The organism is Asaia prunellae JCM 25354, assembly GCF_000613885.1.
Lineage (GTDB): Bacteria > Pseudomonadota > Alphaproteobacteria > Acetobacterales > Acetobacteraceae > Asaia > Asaia prunellae.
In genome coordinates, this window is record NZ_BAJV01000002.1 from 120298 (window position 1) to 136032 (window position 15735).

The window sequence follows — 15735 nt, forward strand, 5'->3', positions numbered from 1 at the left end:
GAAGAATCAGAAAAACGAAGGAAACTCCTGCGCTTTTCGATGCGAAAGGACTTGTGACCGAGGAATACTGGGTAAAGTCCAGCGATGGGGTGTCAGTGCCCTATTTTGTTGTGCATCGTCGTGACTGGAAGCTGAACAGCCATAATCCGGTGTTGTTCACGGCTTATGGCGGATTCGATCTGTCTTACCTGCCGACCTATTATGCCGATATTGGCAAGACCTGGCTTGAGCGTGGCGGCGTCTATGTGGTCGGTAACATTCGTGGTGGTGGCGAGTTCGGTCCTGCCTGGCATGAAGCCGGGATGAAGTCGGGCCGTCAGCACGCCTATGACGATTTTGCAGCGATAGGCCGCGATCTTGGCAGGCGGGGTATTGCCGATCGCAATCATCTGGGTATCCGGGGGCGATCGAATGGCGGCTTGCTGATGGGCGTGGAATTCACACAACATCCCGAACTCTGGAAGGCAGTGATCATCGGCGTGCCGTTGCTCGACATGGAACATTTCGAAAGCATGGCCGCAGGAGCGTCATGGGCAGCGGAATATGGTCATATGGCTGATCCGGCCGAGCGTGACTTCCTTCAGAGGATTTCACCTTTGCAGCAGCTGAAGAAAGACGTGGCCTATCCGGTGCCGTTTATTTTTACGTCCACCAAGGATGATCGTGTCGGGCCGGTGCATGCGCGGCTTTTTGCCGCGCGACTGGCAGAATTAGGCAAGTCTTTCTATTACTATGAGGATATGGAAGGTGGTCATGCTGGCACCGTCAATGCGAAAGAAATCGCTCATGAGCGTGCGCTCGAGGCTGTTTATCTTTCCCGCAGCCTGATGGATCAGGACAACGCGATAACACCCTGAGAAGAAGGAGAGGCGGGTCACCCGCCTCTTCTGGACCGGTCAAACCGGCACAGCAGGCACAAAAAAACCGCCGTGAAAGCGGCGGTTGATCTGTTTGCCGGAAGGGCAGGCTGATTAGAAGCCTTCACGCTCCAGGCGCTTGCGCTCCATCTTGCGAGCGCGGCGAACCGCTTCGGCCGCTTCACGAGCGCGACGCTCGGAGGGCTTTTCAAAGTGGCGACGCAGCTTCATCTCGCGGAAAACGCCTTCGCGCTGCATCTTCTTTTTTAGCGCCTTGAGCGCCTGATCAACATTGTTGTCACGAACCAGAACCTGCACGGGTCTGCCATCTCCTGTCCGACCATGAAAACATGGTCTTGTTTGTAAATGCAATGTCAGGAACGCGATACCGATGGCAGAGCGCTCCAGAGAGGCCGCCGCCTTAGCACAGGTTTTCAAGAGGACACAAACGGTTTGAGTAGTATCGCCCTAAATTTATTCATGTCACCATGCAGATGATGAACGCAACTTTTACGGTCGGGTAAGGACAGGGTACAGAAATGGCGTTGCTGAAAATCGCGCGAATGGGGCATCCGGTACTGCTTCAGAGAGCGCAACCGGTTGAAGATGTTCATTCTTTATCCATACGGCAACTCGTTTCAGACATGATCGAAACGATGCTTGATTCTCGTGGAGCCGGGCTTGCGGCCCCGCAGGTTCACAAATCCTTGCGTCTTTTCGTTTATCATGTGCCGGAGCCGCGTTGCGCTGCGGGAGAAGCTCCGATTCCGCCTCGGGTGCTGATCAATCCGGAAGTGACGCCAATCGGGGACGCGATTATGCAGTGCACTGAAGGGTGTCTTTCCTTGCCGCTGCTGCGCGGGGTCGTGCCACGTTATGCGATGGTCGCTTACACGGGGCTTGATCTTGACGGATCGGTCATCAGCGGTGAAGCGCGCGGGTTTCATGCAAATGTGCTTCAGCATGAATTCGATCATCTTGATGGTATTCTTTATACGATGCGTATCCGTGATTATGCGAGTTTTGGTTATGCCGATGAGCTTTCAGCCCCGCGTGACAGTGAGGACTGAGCTATGTCTGGCCTTCGTACGACACGTGATGCGCCGGGGCAGGCGCATCTCTATCTTCGCGAGGAGCAGATACGCCTTGCCTATGAAGCCATGCTTCTGGCCTGGCGCGAGCTGAATGCTATCTGTGATCCTTTTCAGCGTGATAACCAGCTCGGTGCCGCGCATCATCGCGTAATGTTTCTTGTCTCAACCCATCAGGGCCTGACCATGAGCGCATTGTTGCGCCGGCTGAATATTACCAAACAGAGTCTCAACCGCGTGCTTCAGGAGCTTGTGGCGCGTGGTCTGCTCGAGCAGCGGGCCGATGAGCGCGACAAACGTGTCAAGCGCCTGCATCTGACAGTGCAGGGTATAGCAATAGAGGAAGAGATCTTTGCTGCTCTGCGTGACCGGATGACGATCGCCTATAAGGCGGCAGGCGGGCAGGCGGTGGAAGGGTTTCGTCGTGTTCTGGCAACATTGCAGAGTGAAGGGGATGGGGTATGAAGGAATCGCATGTTCTCGTAGTCGATGACGATGCCCGTCTGCTCCGTCTGCTACAGCGTTTTCTGTCGGAGAACGGCTTTCGCGTCACGATTGCAATGGACGCCGAAGCTGCCCGGAAAATCCTGGCTGTTACCCAGCCTGATGCCATGGTCGCTGACATTACCATGCCGGGTGAGGATGGCCTCAGTCTGACACGCTCGCTGAGAGAAGGCGGACAGAATTTCCCCATCATTCTTTTGACAGCCAGAGGGGAGCCGGCCGACAGGATTATCGGTCTGGAATCCGGGGCTGATGATTATCTGGGCAAGCCATTCGAACCTAGAGAACTACTGTTACGCCTGCAGGCTCATCTGCGGCGTCATGTTCCACGACCGAGCAGTGCACCGCGACTGTTGCGGATGGGCAAGCTTGAATTTGATACGGGGCGCAATCTCCTGAGCGGTCCTGAGGGCATTGTGCATCTTACTAGTGGCGAGGCGGCATTGCTCACGGTCCTGACGCGTAGCCCCGGAGAGATCCTGTCCCGGGAGGCTATTGCCGAGGCTTTGGGGATGGACGAGATCGGTGAACGTGCGGTCGACGTGCAGGTCACCCGTTTGCGTCGGCGCATTGAACCTGATCAGAAGGAACCGCGATTTCTTCAGACGGTCAGAGGCAAGGGCTACGTGCTGAAACCTGGCAGCTGAGGCGCCGCTCATGCAGATTGCCCGTTTTATGGAACGCCTTGTCAGGCGCCTTCTGCCGCGTTCCTTTCAGGGGCGATCGCTGCTTATCGTGCTCATGCCCCTTCTGATCACCCAGATCGTGGCGCTTCAGCTTTTTTACGGCAATTATCTCAAGGTCGTGTCACGGCGCCTTGCCGATAGTGTGGTGTCCGATCTCGCTTTTATTGTGGATTCTGTCGAGCATATGCCTGGCCAGCGTGACTGGCTGATCACCCAGGCGCGCTGGCGTACGCAGCTTGAAATCGATTTTCATCCAGGCGAGAGACTCACAACCGAGAGCGCACCATTTGTGTTGGGTCCGATGGATGAGGATCTGACAAAGGCAGTACTGCGCGTGTTCGATGCCCCATGCCACATTGACTGGAAGGCCACCAGGCAGAGTGTCAGGCTTGAAATTGCCCTTCATGACGGCGTCCTGGATGTTTATATTCCGCGTAAACGTCTTGATGTGGGCCCGATCTGGCTGTTTGTTGCCTGGGAGGTGGGGAGTGCGATCCTACTCTTCATCATTGCCGGTCTTTTTGTCGGTCAGCAGGTGCGGGCTGTGCGCCGTCTGGCAAAGGCAGCCGAAAATTTCGGGCTGGGGCGCGATGACGGGCCGATCCAGCCTCAGGGTGCGCGTGAGATACGCAAGGCCGCTCTGGCATTCAATCGCATGCAGGCGCGCGTCAATCGCTTCGTTACCCAGAGAACAGCTGTGTTGGCGGGTGTCTCGCATGATCTGCGCACGCCGCTCACCCGATTGCGTCTGACCCTTGCCATGATGCCGGTTGAGGGCAGTGTTGAGGCGCAGGAGCTGCGCCCTGATATCGAGGATATGATCGCGGATATTACAGAGATGGAGCGCCTGATAGGCAGTTATCTCTCTTTTGCCCGCGGAGAAGGGGAAGAAGACCCGGTTCCCACCGATCTTCTCGCGCTTGTACGCGATGTGGCAGCAGATACGACCCGCTCGGGTGGAGAAGTGCTGGCTATACACGCTGAACAGAGCCTTGTGGTGCCGGTACGGCCAGACGCCATGCGTCGTGTGCTGATCAATCTGGCGGAGAATGCCCGTCGTCATGGCGGGCGTATGAGTTTCTCATTACGCAGGGCCGGGCGTTCCATCGAGATTATACTCGACGATGACGGGCCGGGCATCGCGCAGTCACGACGTAAAGATGTATTCCGTGCCTTCAGCAGTACATCAGGTCCTGACGGCGGAACCGGTCTCGGTCTGACGATTGCCCGTGATATCGTGGCAGCCCATGGTGGCAGTGTGACACTTCACAACAGCCCTCTTGGCGGATTGCGGGTTATGCTCAAGCTGCCACGCTGAGGCGTGTGATCCGGTAAGGGGCTGGTCCATCAGGGGAACAAAAAAAGACCCGACGAGGCAGTAGGCCCAGCCGGGTGAGATATGGTCGACGCGCCGCCCATGGTATGACGGCCACAACGTATGAGCAGGTTATGGAACCGAGTTGCCGGTACCGCCATGGCCGGTTCCAACGCCGGCACCCAGAGGACCCTGTGTGCCGCCAAAAGTACTGCCCATATTGCTCATGGGGTTGTAACGGCCGACATTGCCCAGCAGCTGCTGGAGTACATTGATCTTGGTGCCCGGTGTTGGTGTTGTTTCACCAACCATGCCGACATTGTAGCCATTCTTGCGATGGAGTGTATCCATGCGACGCAGGACGCCACCATTGTCGAAGGCCAGAACAAGCACATTCTGTTTTGTAATACGCGGGAAGCCCAGTGGCTGAGGAACAGTTACCATGGATATATAGATCCAGGTGTTGTCATCGAAAGTGGCGTGAGCTGTCGGTGAGCCGAGAATATCAGTCACGTCATTACGTGTGCTGGTTCCCGGCATAAGCTGGGAATAATCGTCTTTTTCGATCAGGGAGCCGCGATTTTGCGGAATGGGACCGAAGACGGAGCAGCCAGCGAGCGCAAGAGGGGCGATGCAAAGCAGGGCGCGCGCAAAACCCGCATGCGCTTTAAGCCGCGGGGAGGTCTTCTTGGAGGCGCTCTTCATGGCGGGTTATGTCGTCCTGCACTGATCGAAAAAAGGTCGAGAGATCGTCCGGCAATGACGGAAACAGGATTTTGACGCCATGGCAAGATGATCAAGCTCTTCTATATTGCGGAGAGCGACGGTAAGGCAATTCGGAAAAGAAGCCCCGTCTGCGGGTTTTTTACAGCCAGTGTCAGGAAAGCAGTCATGAACGACGCTCAGGAATTCTCCCGATCACATGCTCCACAGCCGGAATTCTCGCGCCGCCTGATGCTCAACCGCATCGGTCATGAAGGGCTTTCGGAGACGGTCAAGGCCAATCAGGACGAACGCAAGGCGCTTGCCCGGCGTCTGGGGATTCTCGATCTTCATGAATTGTCCTGCCGTTTCAGGATATTCCCTGAAGCATCCGATCATTTTGTGCTCGAGGGCATCCTGACCGCCCGTGTCGTGCTTGAATGTGTAATCACGAGTGAGACTTTCGAGGATGTCCTGAACGAATCCTTCGCAGTACGCCTGGTTCCGGCTCGCCGTTTCTCCGAGGAGAATGCTTCTGATCTCGATGCAATTGACGAGATTCCCTATGACGGCAATGCGCTCGATCTGGGTGAGATTACGTCAGAGCAGTTGGCGCTGATACTGCCTGCCTATCCTCGCAAACCGGGGGCAGCCCTCGAAAATGCGGTTGACGAAGCCCCACGAGAGGCGGCAGAGGAAGCTCCAGATGAAGCAAGTGGCCGACCTAACCCTTTCGGTGCGCTGGCTGGTCTGTCTGTACCCAAAAAGAAGACGGATCTCAGCTAGAACCGCACAGGATGCTTGCGACCCGGCTTCGGGTCTGCTAGAGCCGCCCGCCTGATCATAGTGAACAGTATCGTTTCCTGCTGCGGTCGAATGGCGACCAAAAGCGGGGTCGATCTAAGAAGAAAGAGGCTCCTGTCATGGCCGTCCCCAAAAGAAAGACCACGCCGTCCCGCATGGGCATGCGTCGCAGCCATCACGCCCTGACCGTTCAGGCTCACGCTGAGTGCAGCAATTGCGGTGAGCTGAAGCGCCCGCATCACGTCTGCGCGCATTGCGGTCATTATGACGGTCGTGAAGTCGTTGCTTCTGGCAAGACGCTCAAGACGACCGTTCGCGTTTGAGGCTCGATAGGGCCGGTCTTTTTCTGACTGGCTCATCTTGTTTTGAAACAAAACGCGGGGCGGAGCATGAGTGACGTAAATGCGCCGGCCAGCCAGGCTGCGCCTTACTGTTTGGCTGTCGATGCGATGGGCGGGGATCATGCCCCTGAAATCGTTCTGGCCGGCCTGGATCGCGCAGCCGATCGACATCCGACAGCAAGAATTTTGCTGGTCGGTGATGAAGCTGTCCTGCGTCCTCAGCTGGCCCGCTTCGCCAAGGCTCAGCGTATCTGCGAAATCCGCCACGCTCCGTCCTCCATTTCCATGGAAATGAAACCGACAGCAGCCCTGCGTCTGCGCGATTCCTCATTGCGTGTGGCGATTGATGCTGTCGCGTCTGGTGAGGCTGGAGGGGTTGTCTCGGCGGGTAACAGCGGTGCCATGCTTGCTCTCGCCAAAATCGTTCTGAAAACCCTGCCGGGCATTACCCGCCCGGCTATGGCGGCGGTCAATCCATCAGCACGTGGCGATGTGGTGATGCTGGATCTTGGCGCTAATATTGCCTGCGACACCCGTAATCTTGTTGAGTTCGCTGTCATGGGCGAGGCTTTTGCCAAGGCTGTTCTCGGGCTCCCTGCGCCCAGCATCGGTCTGCTGAATGTCGGTGCCGAAGAGCTCAAGGGTGATGAACGCTTGAGAGCTGCTGCGGATATTCTGCGCGAGTCGCCGCTTTCATCCCAGTTTCACGGGTTTGTCGAAGGTCATGACATAACGGCTGGTACAACGGACGTTGTTGTGACTGATGGTTTCTCTGGCAATATTGCTCTCAAGACGGGTGAGGGTGCGCTCAAACTCGTTTCCATGCTTCTGCAACGGGTTTTCAAGACCAATCTGCTTACCCGCATCGGCTATCTCCTTGTACGTCCCGGTCTGGAGCGTATGAAAGAATGGATTGATCCTCGCCGTTACAATGGTGCTGTTTTCGTTGGCCTGAACGGGATTGTTGTGAAATCGCATGGCGGTGCCGATGCTGAGGGCTTTGCTGCAGCCATCGATGTGGCGATGGATGCTGTTACACACTCGATTAACGAGAAAATCCGCGAACGTCTTCGTCAGGTGGAGGTGCTGATGGCTGCCTCTGAGGACGAAGGCGAGCTTGCTTCTTCCTCCACAGCCGCCTGACTGGCACAGTGAGGGGATAGGCTGGTGATGATCTCTGCTTTGCCAGCACCAATTCAAGAGGAAGAGACATGTCCCTGCGCGCGCGTCTGACCGGGTTTGGCAGTTATCTGCCAAAGCAGGTTGTCACGAATGCCGAGCTTGCCGAGCGTATTGAAACCTCAGACGAGTGGATCAGGACCCGTACAGGCATCTCCCAGCGGCATATAGCAGGTGAGGGAGAGAACGCCGTTACTATGGCTGCCGCCGCGGCACGCTCGGCTTTGGCTTATGCTGATGTAGCTGCCGAATCAGTTGACGCAGTCATTGTTGCAACGGCGACCCCTGATCAGGGATTTCCTGCAACAGCCGTACGCGTACAGGCTGAGCTTGGTATGAGCGCCGGCTTTGCTTTTGACATCACGGCAGCCTGTTCAGGATTCGTCTATGCGCTTTCGACTGCAGAAGCGTTCATCCGGAGTGGTCAGGCAAAAAAAGTGCTGGTGATCGGGACGGAAGTCTACTCACGCATCATGGACTGGGAAGACCGGACGACCTGCGTTCTCTTCGGAGATGGAGCCGGTGCTGTTCTGGTCGAGGCCAGTGACGAGGCTGAGGTCGGTATTCTGTCAACTCATTTGCACAGCGATGGGACCTACGCCGATCTACTGTATGTTGATGGCCCGACGGTGGAAAAACCTGTGTTGCATATGCAGGGGCGTGACGTGTTTCGTCATGCTGTTGCCAAGCTTTCTTCTGTGGTCGATGAGGCTTTGGCGGCCAATGGTCTGTCAGGTGAGGATATTGCCTGGCTCGTGCCGCACCAGCCAATCTCCGTATTATCGAAGGCATGGCCAAAAAGCTCTCCTTGCCGCTTGATCGTGTTGTTGTGACCGTCGATCGCCATGCCAATACGTCAGCGGCTTCCATTCCTCTCGCTCTTGATGAAGCAATACGTGACGGTCGTATCAAACCGGGTGATCTGGTGCTGATCGAGGCTCTGGGTGGTGGGTTGACCTGGGGGTCTGCCCTGCTGCGGATCTGAGCCAGATCTGACGTAATTGCCCTTCAGGGGCATATCCTTTCATTGAGTCGATTGACCTTCATTACTGTCATGATACGGTGCTGTCATGACCACGGTGACCCGCGCGCAAATTGCAGAGCATATCTACAGCCAGGTTGGACTGTCCCGGCACGAATCCGCCGATCTGCTTGAGACGGTTCTCGAGCTGATTGCGTCGCGGCTTGAGAAGGGCGAAACAGTCAAACTGAGTGGCTTTGGAACTTTTTCTGTCCGTCAGAAGGGCCGCAGGGTTGGTCGCAATCCCAAAACAGGTATCGAAGTACCGATTCTTCCCCGTTCTGTACTGGTGTTCCGGCCAAGTCAGATTCTCAGGGCGGAAGTGAACGGCGAGTCGATCGAAGGTCTGGCCAGTGAAAGCGATGATTCATGAGTACGACCCACGTCTCTCCTGACATGACGAGAGTGACGGAAGAGAGGGCGGAGCTTGAGCGTCTGGTCAAAGGGCCAAATGCCTATCGTACCATCAGTGAAGTCGCTGACGAACTGCATGTTCCTCAGCATGTACTCCGTTTCTGGGAAACACGATTCCCTGAAGTGAAACCTCTCAAAAGAGGGGGCGGGCGTCGTTATTACAGTCCGGAAGATATTGATGTCCTGCGTCATATCACAGACCTGCTCTATGTGCAGGGCTATACGATCAAGGGTGTTCAGCGTGTCCTTAAAGAGCATGAAGCCCCATCAGCACTTGTCCCTGTTCCTGTGAAAGCGAAAAGCGCTGCTGTGGCAGTCTCTTCTGCAAGTGGGTCAGCACCTGTTGAAATAACCGATCCTGTTGTGTCGAAAGATACAGAGTCCGAAAAAGACCAGGCGGAGGTCGTGATTCCAGCCACGCGAAGCTCTCTCGAAATTCCTGCTTTCCATGCAGGTGACGAAGAGGCGGCGAAGCATGATCAGTTATCTGAGGATTACGTGGCTGACTCGCTGGCAGATCCCGGAGAGGAGACCGCTTCATCATCAGATATTGCTGACGAGGAACCGCTTGCACAGTCACACTCCGACAATCTGTCTCATGATGACGATACAGCGGCAGTGAAAAGCGAGTCTGAGATCGCGGCTGTTCTGTTTGACGAACTTGTCGAGCTTCGTGCGCTTCAGGCCAGCTGGACAAGTGAAAAGCGCGCGCTTCGTCTGGCATTGGAAGATGTTTTGGGTGAGCTCGATAGCTTGCGTCAGATGGTGCCGGGAAGCGCTTGAGCACTATCGGATAAAAAACCTGCTTCCAGACGCTTGCAGGAAAGGCGTCTCACTGCTAAACGGCCTTTACCGCAGGACTGACGGGCAGTAGCGCAGCCTGGTAGCGCATCAGTCTGGGGGACTGGGGGTCGTGGGTTCGAATCCCGCCTGCCCGATATCTTCGTCCTGCGGTTATTCTCCTCCTGTATGATACAGTACCTTGACCACTCAAGGTTGCCCTTTGCTGCCTCTTGTTCCTGTGATGGCATGAAGGTTACCCCACGGTGACCTAGCCTTATTCGGGGTCGGGAGAGGGTTCAAAGAGACCCCTCGTCACAACGAAGAACAGGTTCTGGTCTGTCTGAGAGATCGTACAGATCCGGGTCGGGCATTAAGTACCGATGACTGTTGCGTCTGGCCTGACTACTTTCACTTAGTATACAGCGATAGGCCAGGTTTTTGCTTTTGGCGTCGTCGCATGGCAGTCTGCCAAAGGGGATAATCTTATAATAAGACTCCCCCGGTTTCCCTGGTCAGACCGGCCTTAAACCGGATTGGCGTGATATGTCGTCAACGTAAACTCTGCTCCTGCGCCTGCTCTTGCTCACGTTCTGAATCCGAACTCCAGATGCGCCAGAGCAGATGTACGGCCGCCATAATGGCCGGCCCCAGAAACAGGCCAAGTAAACCCCAGGTTTCAACACCTGCGAGAATACCAAGCAACACCCAGAGAAAAGGCATCTGTGTGCTGCCGCCAATCAGTGCCGGACGAATGAAATGATCGGCGACAAAAATCACGACAGCACCGAGAGCCACAACGACGATCGCAGAAATCATCTTGCCCTGTATCATGATCAGCAACGCTGCCAGGACAACCGTAGGCAGACCCAGAAACGGGATCATGGCTGCTACGCCGGTCAGCATAGCCAGAAGCAGGGGCTGGGGCGTGTCGGTCAATACATAGGCGACCCCCATTACAAGCCCTTCGCCGAGACCTACGAGCACGAGGCCGGCTACGGTACCATGAACAGATGAGATCATTTGTCGCGCGAGACTTTCACCACGCTTGCCGAAAGTGCGGTTCGAGACGACTAGCACGCGGTGAATGATATCAGCACCATCTCTCAACAGAAAAAACAGTGTCAGGATCGAGAACAGAAACAGTGTGGCCCGTTTGGCGACCTGGGTTGTGACCTGTCTCGTTACCGCCATGCCATGACCAGCGTCGAAAGAGTGGAAGAGCCGATTGAGGTGTTCGGGATTGACAAGATTGTTCTGCCACCATCTTGCAACCTGCGCGCGTTCGAAAGGGAGGTCATTCAGCCATTCGGGCATCGGGATACCGGTATGACGGACCTGGTCGATCCAGCGCAGGGCACTCTGTGCCTCTTCTGCGGCCTTGTAGCCAACCAGACTGAGCGGGATCAGGAAGATGAGCGCAATCGCCGCTGTAAACAGCATAGGGAGCCATTCTGTGCGGCCGAAACGCTTTTCGGTGCGCTGGTAGAGTGGCCACGAAGCAATGGCGAAAACACACCCCCAGAGCAGGGCGGGCAGAAAATTCTTCAGTGTGAAGAGGGCAAGCGCGATGAAGAAAAAACCCAGCAACCCGCGTGAACGCCGCTGCGAGCGGCCAATTGGAGATACGGCCTGCGCATTGTCATCTGAAAAATCGTCTTCCACGTCTCGTTTCTGGCTCCTTGCCATTTTCCTGTCTGAGCCTTCGGGAGGAGGCGCGTTGTGATCCGTCATTATGTTCCTCGGGCGTTGCATTACGCATATCTCGTTCATCTGACGACCCTGGTTTTCCGATCGTCTGGTTTCCCGGATGCCGCTTCACATAGTGATGACCCTGATCAGATCAGGATCGAAAATCTCATTTCTTGCATGTCACGGCAATGCGTCAATATCATTACGATTTTCCAGGACCGGCATGCGTGTCAGAACGAGGCGCAGATCGGATGGATGAACGCTCCGACAGAGCTCTGGTTGAATTGCTTTTTATAGCTGCTGCGTATTGCCTCAAGAGCCGGAAGAAGTTCTGGTTTTTGTGAGGTAATAATCCAGATCAGGCGCGATTTTTCATGAAGAACAGGTTCATGGCGACCGTTCTGCCACTGTCCTTCTGCCTCGATTACGGAAAAGCCGGACGGAAAGCGAGGTGTTACATTTTCCGCGAGAAATCTTGTCCACTGTGATCGGGAGACCTCGCCGCCTCCGGGCAAGGAGAGGCCAAAAGCGAGGGTAACAGCCTCTCCCTCGTACCCGCCGAACCTAGTGCAGAGAGCCGTCTTCTCAGAGGATCGCGCCTCATCATGTCGCATACATCCTGAGAGTGCGAGCACCAACAGACTGCAGCTCGCAAAACAGACGCCTCTTGGTATCATTGTCGATCGAGTGCAGCACGAAGCAGGCGGCTGTCTTCTGTCGAAAAGAGATTGCGGCGCAGGAAAAGATCAATCAGCACAAGATTGACGTTGAACTTGATGTCAGTCGTGTCCCTGACAAGGCAAAATACTTTTTCGAGGGACATGAGTTCGAAGAAAGCCACTTCGCCATCGACTGGTTCAGGAATAAAATCATTCGGCAGGATCAGATCGTAACAGAACAATGTATCCTGACGCAGTCCTTCCGGACGTTCCATGGCGTAGCGCAATGTTGCAACGGGCTGTGCCCGGGTTGCCAGCTCTGGCGGGATGGCAGCTTCTTCTCCGGCTTCCTTGATCAGGGCCTGTATGGGGGTAAGGCCGGTACAGATGCCCCCTGCCGCAAGGTGATCAAGTTTGCCCGGATCGAGCCTTTTGTTTTGGGCGCGATGACCCATCCATAGAAATATCCCTTCTTCCTTCTCCACCAGCCCGTTGAGATGCACGCCGGACGCGGTGCAGCCAAGAAGGGGCAGGGCGCCACGATCAATCCTGCCGATTGCTGTGCCTTTGTCGTCGAAAACATCAAAAAGTTCATGATGGGGGCGATAAAGACCCTGGGCTGCCAGTGTCTCCCCCAGGGGAAGCAGGGCCTCGCCATCAGGCAGGCGGAAATTTGTGCCGTCTTCGTAGCCCAGCGTGCACAATGCTTCGAAAACACGTGGGTCGGCCAGGCCAAACAAGGCGTCTCCTGCCAGAATGGGACGACGTTTGCCAGGCAGGATGGCAGTCTGGCAGCGTCGGATATGGGCAAGAAACGGGGCGAGGTTATCGTCGGGCATGAAAAGCGGTACTCTCCTGTCGGAGTATCCACGATATCGCGTATCGCTGTACGATTGCAAAATGCCTTGCCGCAGTTCAGTTGAGGAGCATGCGCTTCAAACGGACACTCCCCTTTGCCGTAATCAGTCTGGCGCGTGCCTGGCGATTGGTCCTCTCTCACGATATCCGTTACTTCAGGTTCGGGATCGGAGTGACGCTTTTCCTGCTCGTCGCCGAGCGTCTTTGCCTGCTTGGTACGCCCTATCTGTTCAGTCGGATCGTAGCGCATTTTTCGTCGCCGGATCTTCTTGTAATCATTCCTGTTGCTCTGATTCTTTCCTATGCCGGATTGATCTTCTGTCGAAGCGCATTCTCTGCCCTGCAGGAAATGGTCTATCAGCCTGTGGGCCAGAGATTGCAGGCTCTTACAGCGCAACAGGCCTTTCGCCATCTGCTTGATCTGCCCTATCGCTTTCATCGTGATCGCCAGACAGGGGCCCTGACGCGCGCCATTGAACGTGGCTCCGAGGCGGCCGATACGCTTTTGCGCCTCGCTCTTTTCAATATTCTGCCAGCGCTGCTTGATACCAGCCTGACGATTGCGGTCGTCTTCTCCTGTCTGGGAGGACGTTATGCCGGTGTGATTCTTTTGGCACTGCTTTGCTATCTCGGGCTTGCCCAGTGGTTCGTACGTCAGCGTGTCAGGGCGCGTCGTCAACGCAATGAGGCCAATGGAAAGGCGCAGCATTTCCTGCTCGATTCCCTGCTCAATTTTGACTCCGTGCGTCATTTTGCCAATGAGGCGCATGAATTCGATCGCTATGAACAGGCGAGGATTGCCCAGGAAAAAGCCAGTTTGCGCATGACATTCGTGGCCGGACTTTCGTCTGTCTGCCAGAACGCCATGATCGCGCTTGCGACCCTGATCATTTTTCTTATGGCAGCGCAGGATCTGGCAGCAGGACATATTGATGTGGCGGCCTTCGTCATGATCGGGACGTATCTGCGCACGCTTTATCAGGCCGTCATCTCGCTCAATATTGTTTATGCGGGATGGCGCAATGCCTGTGTCGATCTGGAACACCTTACCGATCTTATGGATGAGCCTGCGCGGGATGGTGGTTCGTTGATCGAGGGAACGGCTTTTCGTGAGCAGAACACGGGGCCGGCGTCACTGGCGTTCGATCATGTCGTGTTTGATTACGATGGTCGGGAAATTCTGCATGATCTGTCTTTTGCTGTCGCTCCTGGTCAGACTGTTGCGCTGGTAGGCCCGACGGGTGCGGGAAAATCCACCATCGCCCGTCTTGTGCTGGGCGCATATGCGCCGAAATCAGGACGGATTTTGCTGGATGGACAGGATCTGACCGGTCTGTCGCCTGCGATGCTGCATCAGACGATCGGTGTTGTTCCTCAGGATACCCAGCTTTTCAACGATACGATCGGCTATAACATTGCCTATGGCCGCCTTGATGCGACGCAGGATGAGATTGAAGAAGCAGCGCGGCTGGCGCAGATCCACGATTTCATAGACTCTCTGGAGGGAGGCTACGAAACCCTGGTGGGTGAGAGGGGGCTGAAGCTCTCGGGAGGAGAGCGCCAGCGTATCGCCCTTGCTCGTATCATCTTGCGCAAACCCAGATTGCTTCTGCTTGACGAAGCAACAAGCGCCCTCGATACGCACACGGAACAGCGTCTGATGGATGCTTTGCGACGGGTCACAACGCGCCAGACCACCGTTGCGGTTGCCCATCGCCTTTCGACGATACGCCACGCTGATCTTATTCTGGTTATCGACTCAGGAAGGATTGTCGAGCAGGGAACGCATGAGGCGTTGATGACAGCGAAAGGCAGATATTTCACAATGGTGGGCAATCAATCTGATCCTCTCTCTGGTTTTCCCGATCATGGAGCCCTACGTGAGGGAGCGGAATATCCAGTCAAGAGAGGAGAGAGTCCATGACGAAGCAGGCTGAAGAACTCGCCCGCGATTTCCATCCGGACAAGGCTGTCGAGGAAGAAATTCGCGAACAGGTTGCCCATGAGCTCTCTGATGGGGAAGAGGGAGTCGAGATACCGGAAGAGCTTCGTCAGTGTGGCGTCGTGATCGACAAGGCGATTGGCTATCTTGTGGAGCAGAATCTTCCTACAGAACTTATTGCCTCTGCATTGCTCGGTGGCTCACTTGGCGTTCTCGCGCGGACAACCGATGCCGAAACGATGATCAGGATGCTTCAGACGGCTGTTGAGAGTATCAAGGCCGGAGAACTGATCTGCGCGGACGCGTTTTCCGACGGCGAATGACAGTTTGCGACGCTTTCGGCTTGACGGAACCGGGGGGGTCCGTCATAAGCCGCGCCTTAACGCGTCGTCGTATGCCGGGACTGGTCTCGGCGAACTTATTACTACCGAGGATCAAGTCCATGTCACGCCGCTGCCAAATCACGGGCAAGGGTGTGCTGACGGGCAACAACGTCAGCCACGCCAACAACAAGACCCGTCGTCGCTTCCTGCCGAACCTGCAGGAAATCACTCTGCTCTCCGACATTCTCGGCACGGGCGTTCGTCTGCGTCTGTCCACCCAGGGCATCCGCACGGTTGAGCATAACGGCGGTCTGGACTCGTTCCTGATCAGCACGCCGAACCGCAAGCTCCCGGTGGAAGCTCAGGTTATCAAGCGCCGCATCCTGCGCGCTCAGGAAAGCAAGGCCGCTCAGACCGCCTGAGTCTGACGGTGTTTGCCTCGCGGCCTCTGGCTGCAAAAGGCAGGCAAAAACAAAATTGGCCTTGAAAACGTGATCGGGTTGTTTCATTCAGCCACTCGATCACAAGGCCTGACTTGGTCGATCCGGCTTCGACGTCTTTACCGGA

The 15735-nt window shown here is 55.7% G+C and carries 18 protein-coding genes, 1 tRNA gene and 1 pseudogene; 15 read left to right on the top strand and 5 right to left on the bottom strand.

The genetic code is table 11. The features are described from left to right. The first annotated feature begins 53 nt into the window (after positions 1–53). The gene (locus JCM25354_RS21940) at positions 54–857 is read left to right on the top strand and encodes a prolyl oligopeptidase family serine peptidase (protein WP_243443849.1); all 804 of its coding nucleotides are present in this window, start codon (positions 54–56) and stop codon (positions 855–857) included. A gap of 114 nt (positions 858–971) precedes the next feature. On the opposite strand, the gene rpsU is transcribed toward JCM25354_RS21940, so the two are convergent. Beyond that, positions 972–1175 carry a 30S ribosomal protein S21 gene (gene rpsU / locus JCM25354_RS02005; protein ID WP_007283570.1) on the bottom strand — a complete coding sequence of 68 codons (204 nt, stop codon included), beginning with the start codon at positions 1173–1175 and terminating at the stop codon, positions 972–974. A gap of 221 nt (positions 1176–1396) precedes the next feature. Between rpsU and def the strand changes: the two genes are divergently transcribed. Genes def through JCM25354_RS02025 form a run of 4 tightly spaced genes read left to right on the top strand, consistent with a single transcriptional unit; the run spans position 1397 to position 4456 of the window. Next, positions 1397–1927: a peptide deformylase gene (def, locus tag JCM25354_RS02010; protein ID WP_025884767.1), complete on the top strand. Its 531-nt coding sequence runs from the start codon at positions 1397–1399 to the stop codon at positions 1925–1927. Between the two features lie 3 nt (positions 1928–1930). After that, the gene (locus JCM25354_RS02015; RefSeq protein WP_025884768.1) at positions 1931–2413 is read left to right on the top strand and encodes a MarR family winged helix-turn-helix transcriptional regulator; all 483 of its coding nucleotides are present in this window, start codon (positions 1931–1933) and stop codon (positions 2411–2413) included. Continuing rightward, positions 2410–3099 (top strand): response regulator, encoded by a 690-nt coding sequence (locus JCM25354_RS02020; RefSeq protein WP_025884769.1) that lies wholly within the window; start codon positions 2410–2412, stop codon positions 3097–3099. Before JCM25354_RS02015 ends, JCM25354_RS02020 begins: the two co-directional genes overlap by 4 nt. 10 nt (positions 3100–3109) lie before the next feature. Then, on the top strand, positions 3110–4456 hold the full coding sequence (locus JCM25354_RS02025; protein WP_025884770.1) for an ATP-binding protein: 1347 nt from the start codon (positions 3110–3112) through the stop codon (positions 4454–4456). A gap of 129 nt (positions 4457–4585) precedes the next feature. Here the strand turns inward: JCM25354_RS02025 and JCM25354_RS02030 are convergent, their stop codons facing one another. Further along, positions 4586–5158, bottom strand: a complete 573-nt coding sequence (locus JCM25354_RS02030; protein ID WP_025884771.1) for an outer membrane protein assembly factor BamE — start codon at positions 5156–5158, stop codon at positions 4586–4588. Positions 5159–5344: 186 nt separating this feature from the next. Here JCM25354_RS02030 and JCM25354_RS15965 point away from each other — a divergent pair, with 186 nt between their 5' ends. From JCM25354_RS15965 to JCM25354_RS02065, 7 genes and pseudogenes are all read left to right on the top strand, one after another. After that, on the top strand, positions 5345–5941 hold the full coding sequence (locus JCM25354_RS15965; RefSeq protein WP_051537176.1) for a DUF177 domain-containing protein: 597 nt from the start codon (positions 5345–5347) through the stop codon (positions 5939–5941). A 137-nt stretch (positions 5942–6078) separates the two neighbouring features. Then, complete coding sequence (gene rpmF / locus JCM25354_RS20490; RefSeq protein ID WP_023977526.1) at positions 6079–6282, top strand: 50S ribosomal protein L32; 204 nt, start codon at positions 6079–6081, stop codon at positions 6280–6282. Positions 6283–6348: 66 nt separating this feature from the next. Then, complete coding sequence (plsX, locus tag JCM25354_RS02045) at positions 6349–7443, top strand: phosphate acyltransferase PlsX (protein ID WP_025884774.1); 1095 nt, start codon at positions 6349–6351, stop codon at positions 7441–7443. A gap of 68 nt (positions 7444–7511) precedes the next feature. Then, positions 7512–8464 (top strand): annotated as a pseudogene (locus tag JCM25354_RS15975) (beta-ketoacyl-ACP synthase III). 85 nt (positions 8465–8549) lie between these two features. Continuing rightward, a complete protein-coding gene (locus JCM25354_RS02055) occupies positions 8550–8873 on the top strand; it encodes an integration host factor subunit alpha (RefSeq protein WP_025884775.1) in 324 nt (107 codons plus the stop codon). Further along, a complete protein-coding gene (locus JCM25354_RS21945) occupies positions 8870–9697 on the top strand; it encodes a MerR family transcriptional regulator (RefSeq protein WP_025884776.1) in 828 nt (275 codons plus the stop codon). The genes JCM25354_RS02055 and JCM25354_RS21945 overlap by 4 nt, the downstream gene beginning before the upstream one ends. 81 nt (positions 9698–9778) lie before the next feature. Beyond that, positions 9779–9852: transfer RNA gene (locus JCM25354_RS02065), tRNA-Pro, on the top strand. Between the two features lie 394 nt (positions 9853–10246). Here JCM25354_RS02065 and JCM25354_RS02070 read toward each other — a convergent pair. The 3 genes from JCM25354_RS02070 to JCM25354_RS02080 all read right to left on the bottom strand — a co-directional run bounded on the left by JCM25354_RS02070 (position 10247) and on the right by JCM25354_RS02080 (position 12884). Then, entirely contained in the window at positions 10247–11428 is a 1182-nt protein-coding gene (locus tag JCM25354_RS02070; RefSeq protein ID WP_243443832.1) for an AI-2E family transporter, read from the bottom strand. A gap of 188 nt (positions 11429–11616) precedes the next feature. Further along, entirely contained in the window at positions 11617–12000 is a 384-nt protein-coding gene (locus JCM25354_RS02075) for a DUF3574 domain-containing protein (protein ID WP_025884778.1), read from the bottom strand. 59 nt (positions 12001–12059) lie between these two features. Next, on the bottom strand, positions 12060–12884 hold the full coding sequence (locus JCM25354_RS02080) for an NUDIX hydrolase (RefSeq protein WP_025884779.1): 825 nt from the start codon (positions 12882–12884) through the stop codon (positions 12060–12062). A gap of 89 nt (positions 12885–12973) precedes the next feature. Here JCM25354_RS02080 and JCM25354_RS02085 point away from each other — a divergent pair, with 89 nt between their 5' ends. From JCM25354_RS02085 to rpmB, 3 genes are all read left to right on the top strand, one after another. After that, positions 12974–14827 (top strand): ABCB family ABC transporter ATP-binding protein/permease, encoded by a 1854-nt coding sequence (locus tag JCM25354_RS02085; RefSeq protein ID WP_025884780.1) that lies wholly within the window; start codon positions 12974–12976, stop codon positions 14825–14827. After that, positions 14824–15168: a hypothetical protein gene (locus tag JCM25354_RS02090; RefSeq protein ID WP_025884781.1), complete on the top strand. Its 345-nt coding sequence runs from the start codon at positions 14824–14826 to the stop codon at positions 15166–15168. Before JCM25354_RS02085 ends, JCM25354_RS02090 begins: the two co-directional genes overlap by 4 nt. Before the next feature lie 119 nt (positions 15169–15287). Continuing rightward, a complete protein-coding gene (rpmB, locus tag JCM25354_RS20500) occupies positions 15288–15590 on the top strand; it encodes a 50S ribosomal protein L28 (RefSeq protein WP_023977516.1) in 303 nt (100 codons plus the stop codon). Positions 15591–15735: the final 145 nt, after the last annotated feature.

What these genes read in the sequence shown, in the direction of transcription:
- def (WP_025884767.1), top strand. Translation starts at nt 1,397, where the DNA reads ATGGCGTTGCTGAAAATCGCGCGAATGGGGCATCCGGTACTGCTTCAG.
- JCM25354_RS02015 (WP_025884768.1), top strand. Translation starts at nt 1,931, where the DNA reads ATGTCTGGCCTTCGTACGACACGTGATGCGCCGGGGCAGGCGCATCTC.
- JCM25354_RS02020 (WP_025884769.1), top strand. Translation starts at nt 2,410, where the DNA reads ATGAAGGAATCGCATGTTCTCGTAGTCGATGACGATGCCCGTCTGCTC.
- JCM25354_RS02025 (WP_025884770.1), top strand. Translation starts at nt 3,110, where the DNA reads ATGCAGATTGCCCGTTTTATGGAACGCCTTGTCAGGCGCCTTCTGCCG.
- JCM25354_RS02030 (WP_025884771.1), bottom strand. Translation starts at nt 5,158, where the DNA reads ATGAAGAGCGCCTCCAAGAAGACCTCCCCGCGGCTTAAAGCGCATGCG.
- JCM25354_RS15965 (WP_051537176.1), top strand. Translation starts at nt 5,345, where the DNA reads ATGAACGACGCTCAGGAATTCTCCCGATCACATGCTCCACAGCCGGAA.
- rpmF (WP_023977526.1), top strand. Translation starts at nt 6,079, where the DNA reads ATGGCCGTCCCCAAAAGAAAGACCACGCCGTCCCGCATGGGCATGCGT.
- plsX (WP_025884774.1), top strand. Translation starts at nt 6,349, where the DNA reads ATGAGTGACGTAAATGCGCCGGCCAGCCAGGCTGCGCCTTACTGTTTG.
- JCM25354_RS02055 (WP_025884775.1), top strand. Translation starts at nt 8,550, where the DNA reads ATGACCACGGTGACCCGCGCGCAAATTGCAGAGCATATCTACAGCCAG.
- JCM25354_RS21945 (WP_025884776.1), top strand. Translation starts at nt 8,870, where the DNA reads ATGAGTACGACCCACGTCTCTCCTGACATGACGAGAGTGACGGAAGAG.
- JCM25354_RS02070 (WP_243443832.1), bottom strand. Translation starts at nt 11,428, where the DNA reads ATGACGGATCACAACGCGCCTCCTCCCGAAGGCTCAGACAGGAAAATG.
- JCM25354_RS02075 (WP_025884778.1), bottom strand. Translation starts at nt 12,000, where the DNA reads ATGCGACATGATGAGGCGCGATCCTCTGAGAAGACGGCTCTCTGCACT.
- JCM25354_RS02080 (WP_025884779.1), bottom strand. Translation starts at nt 12,884, where the DNA reads ATGCCCGACGATAACCTCGCCCCGTTTCTTGCCCATATCCGACGCTGC.
- JCM25354_RS02085 (WP_025884780.1), top strand. Translation starts at nt 12,974, where the DNA reads ATGCGCTTCAAACGGACACTCCCCTTTGCCGTAATCAGTCTGGCGCGT.
- JCM25354_RS02090 (WP_025884781.1), top strand. Translation starts at nt 14,824, where the DNA reads ATGACGAAGCAGGCTGAAGAACTCGCCCGCGATTTCCATCCGGACAAG.
- rpmB (WP_023977516.1), top strand. Translation starts at nt 15,288, where the DNA reads ATGTCACGCCGCTGCCAAATCACGGGCAAGGGTGTGCTGACGGGCAAC.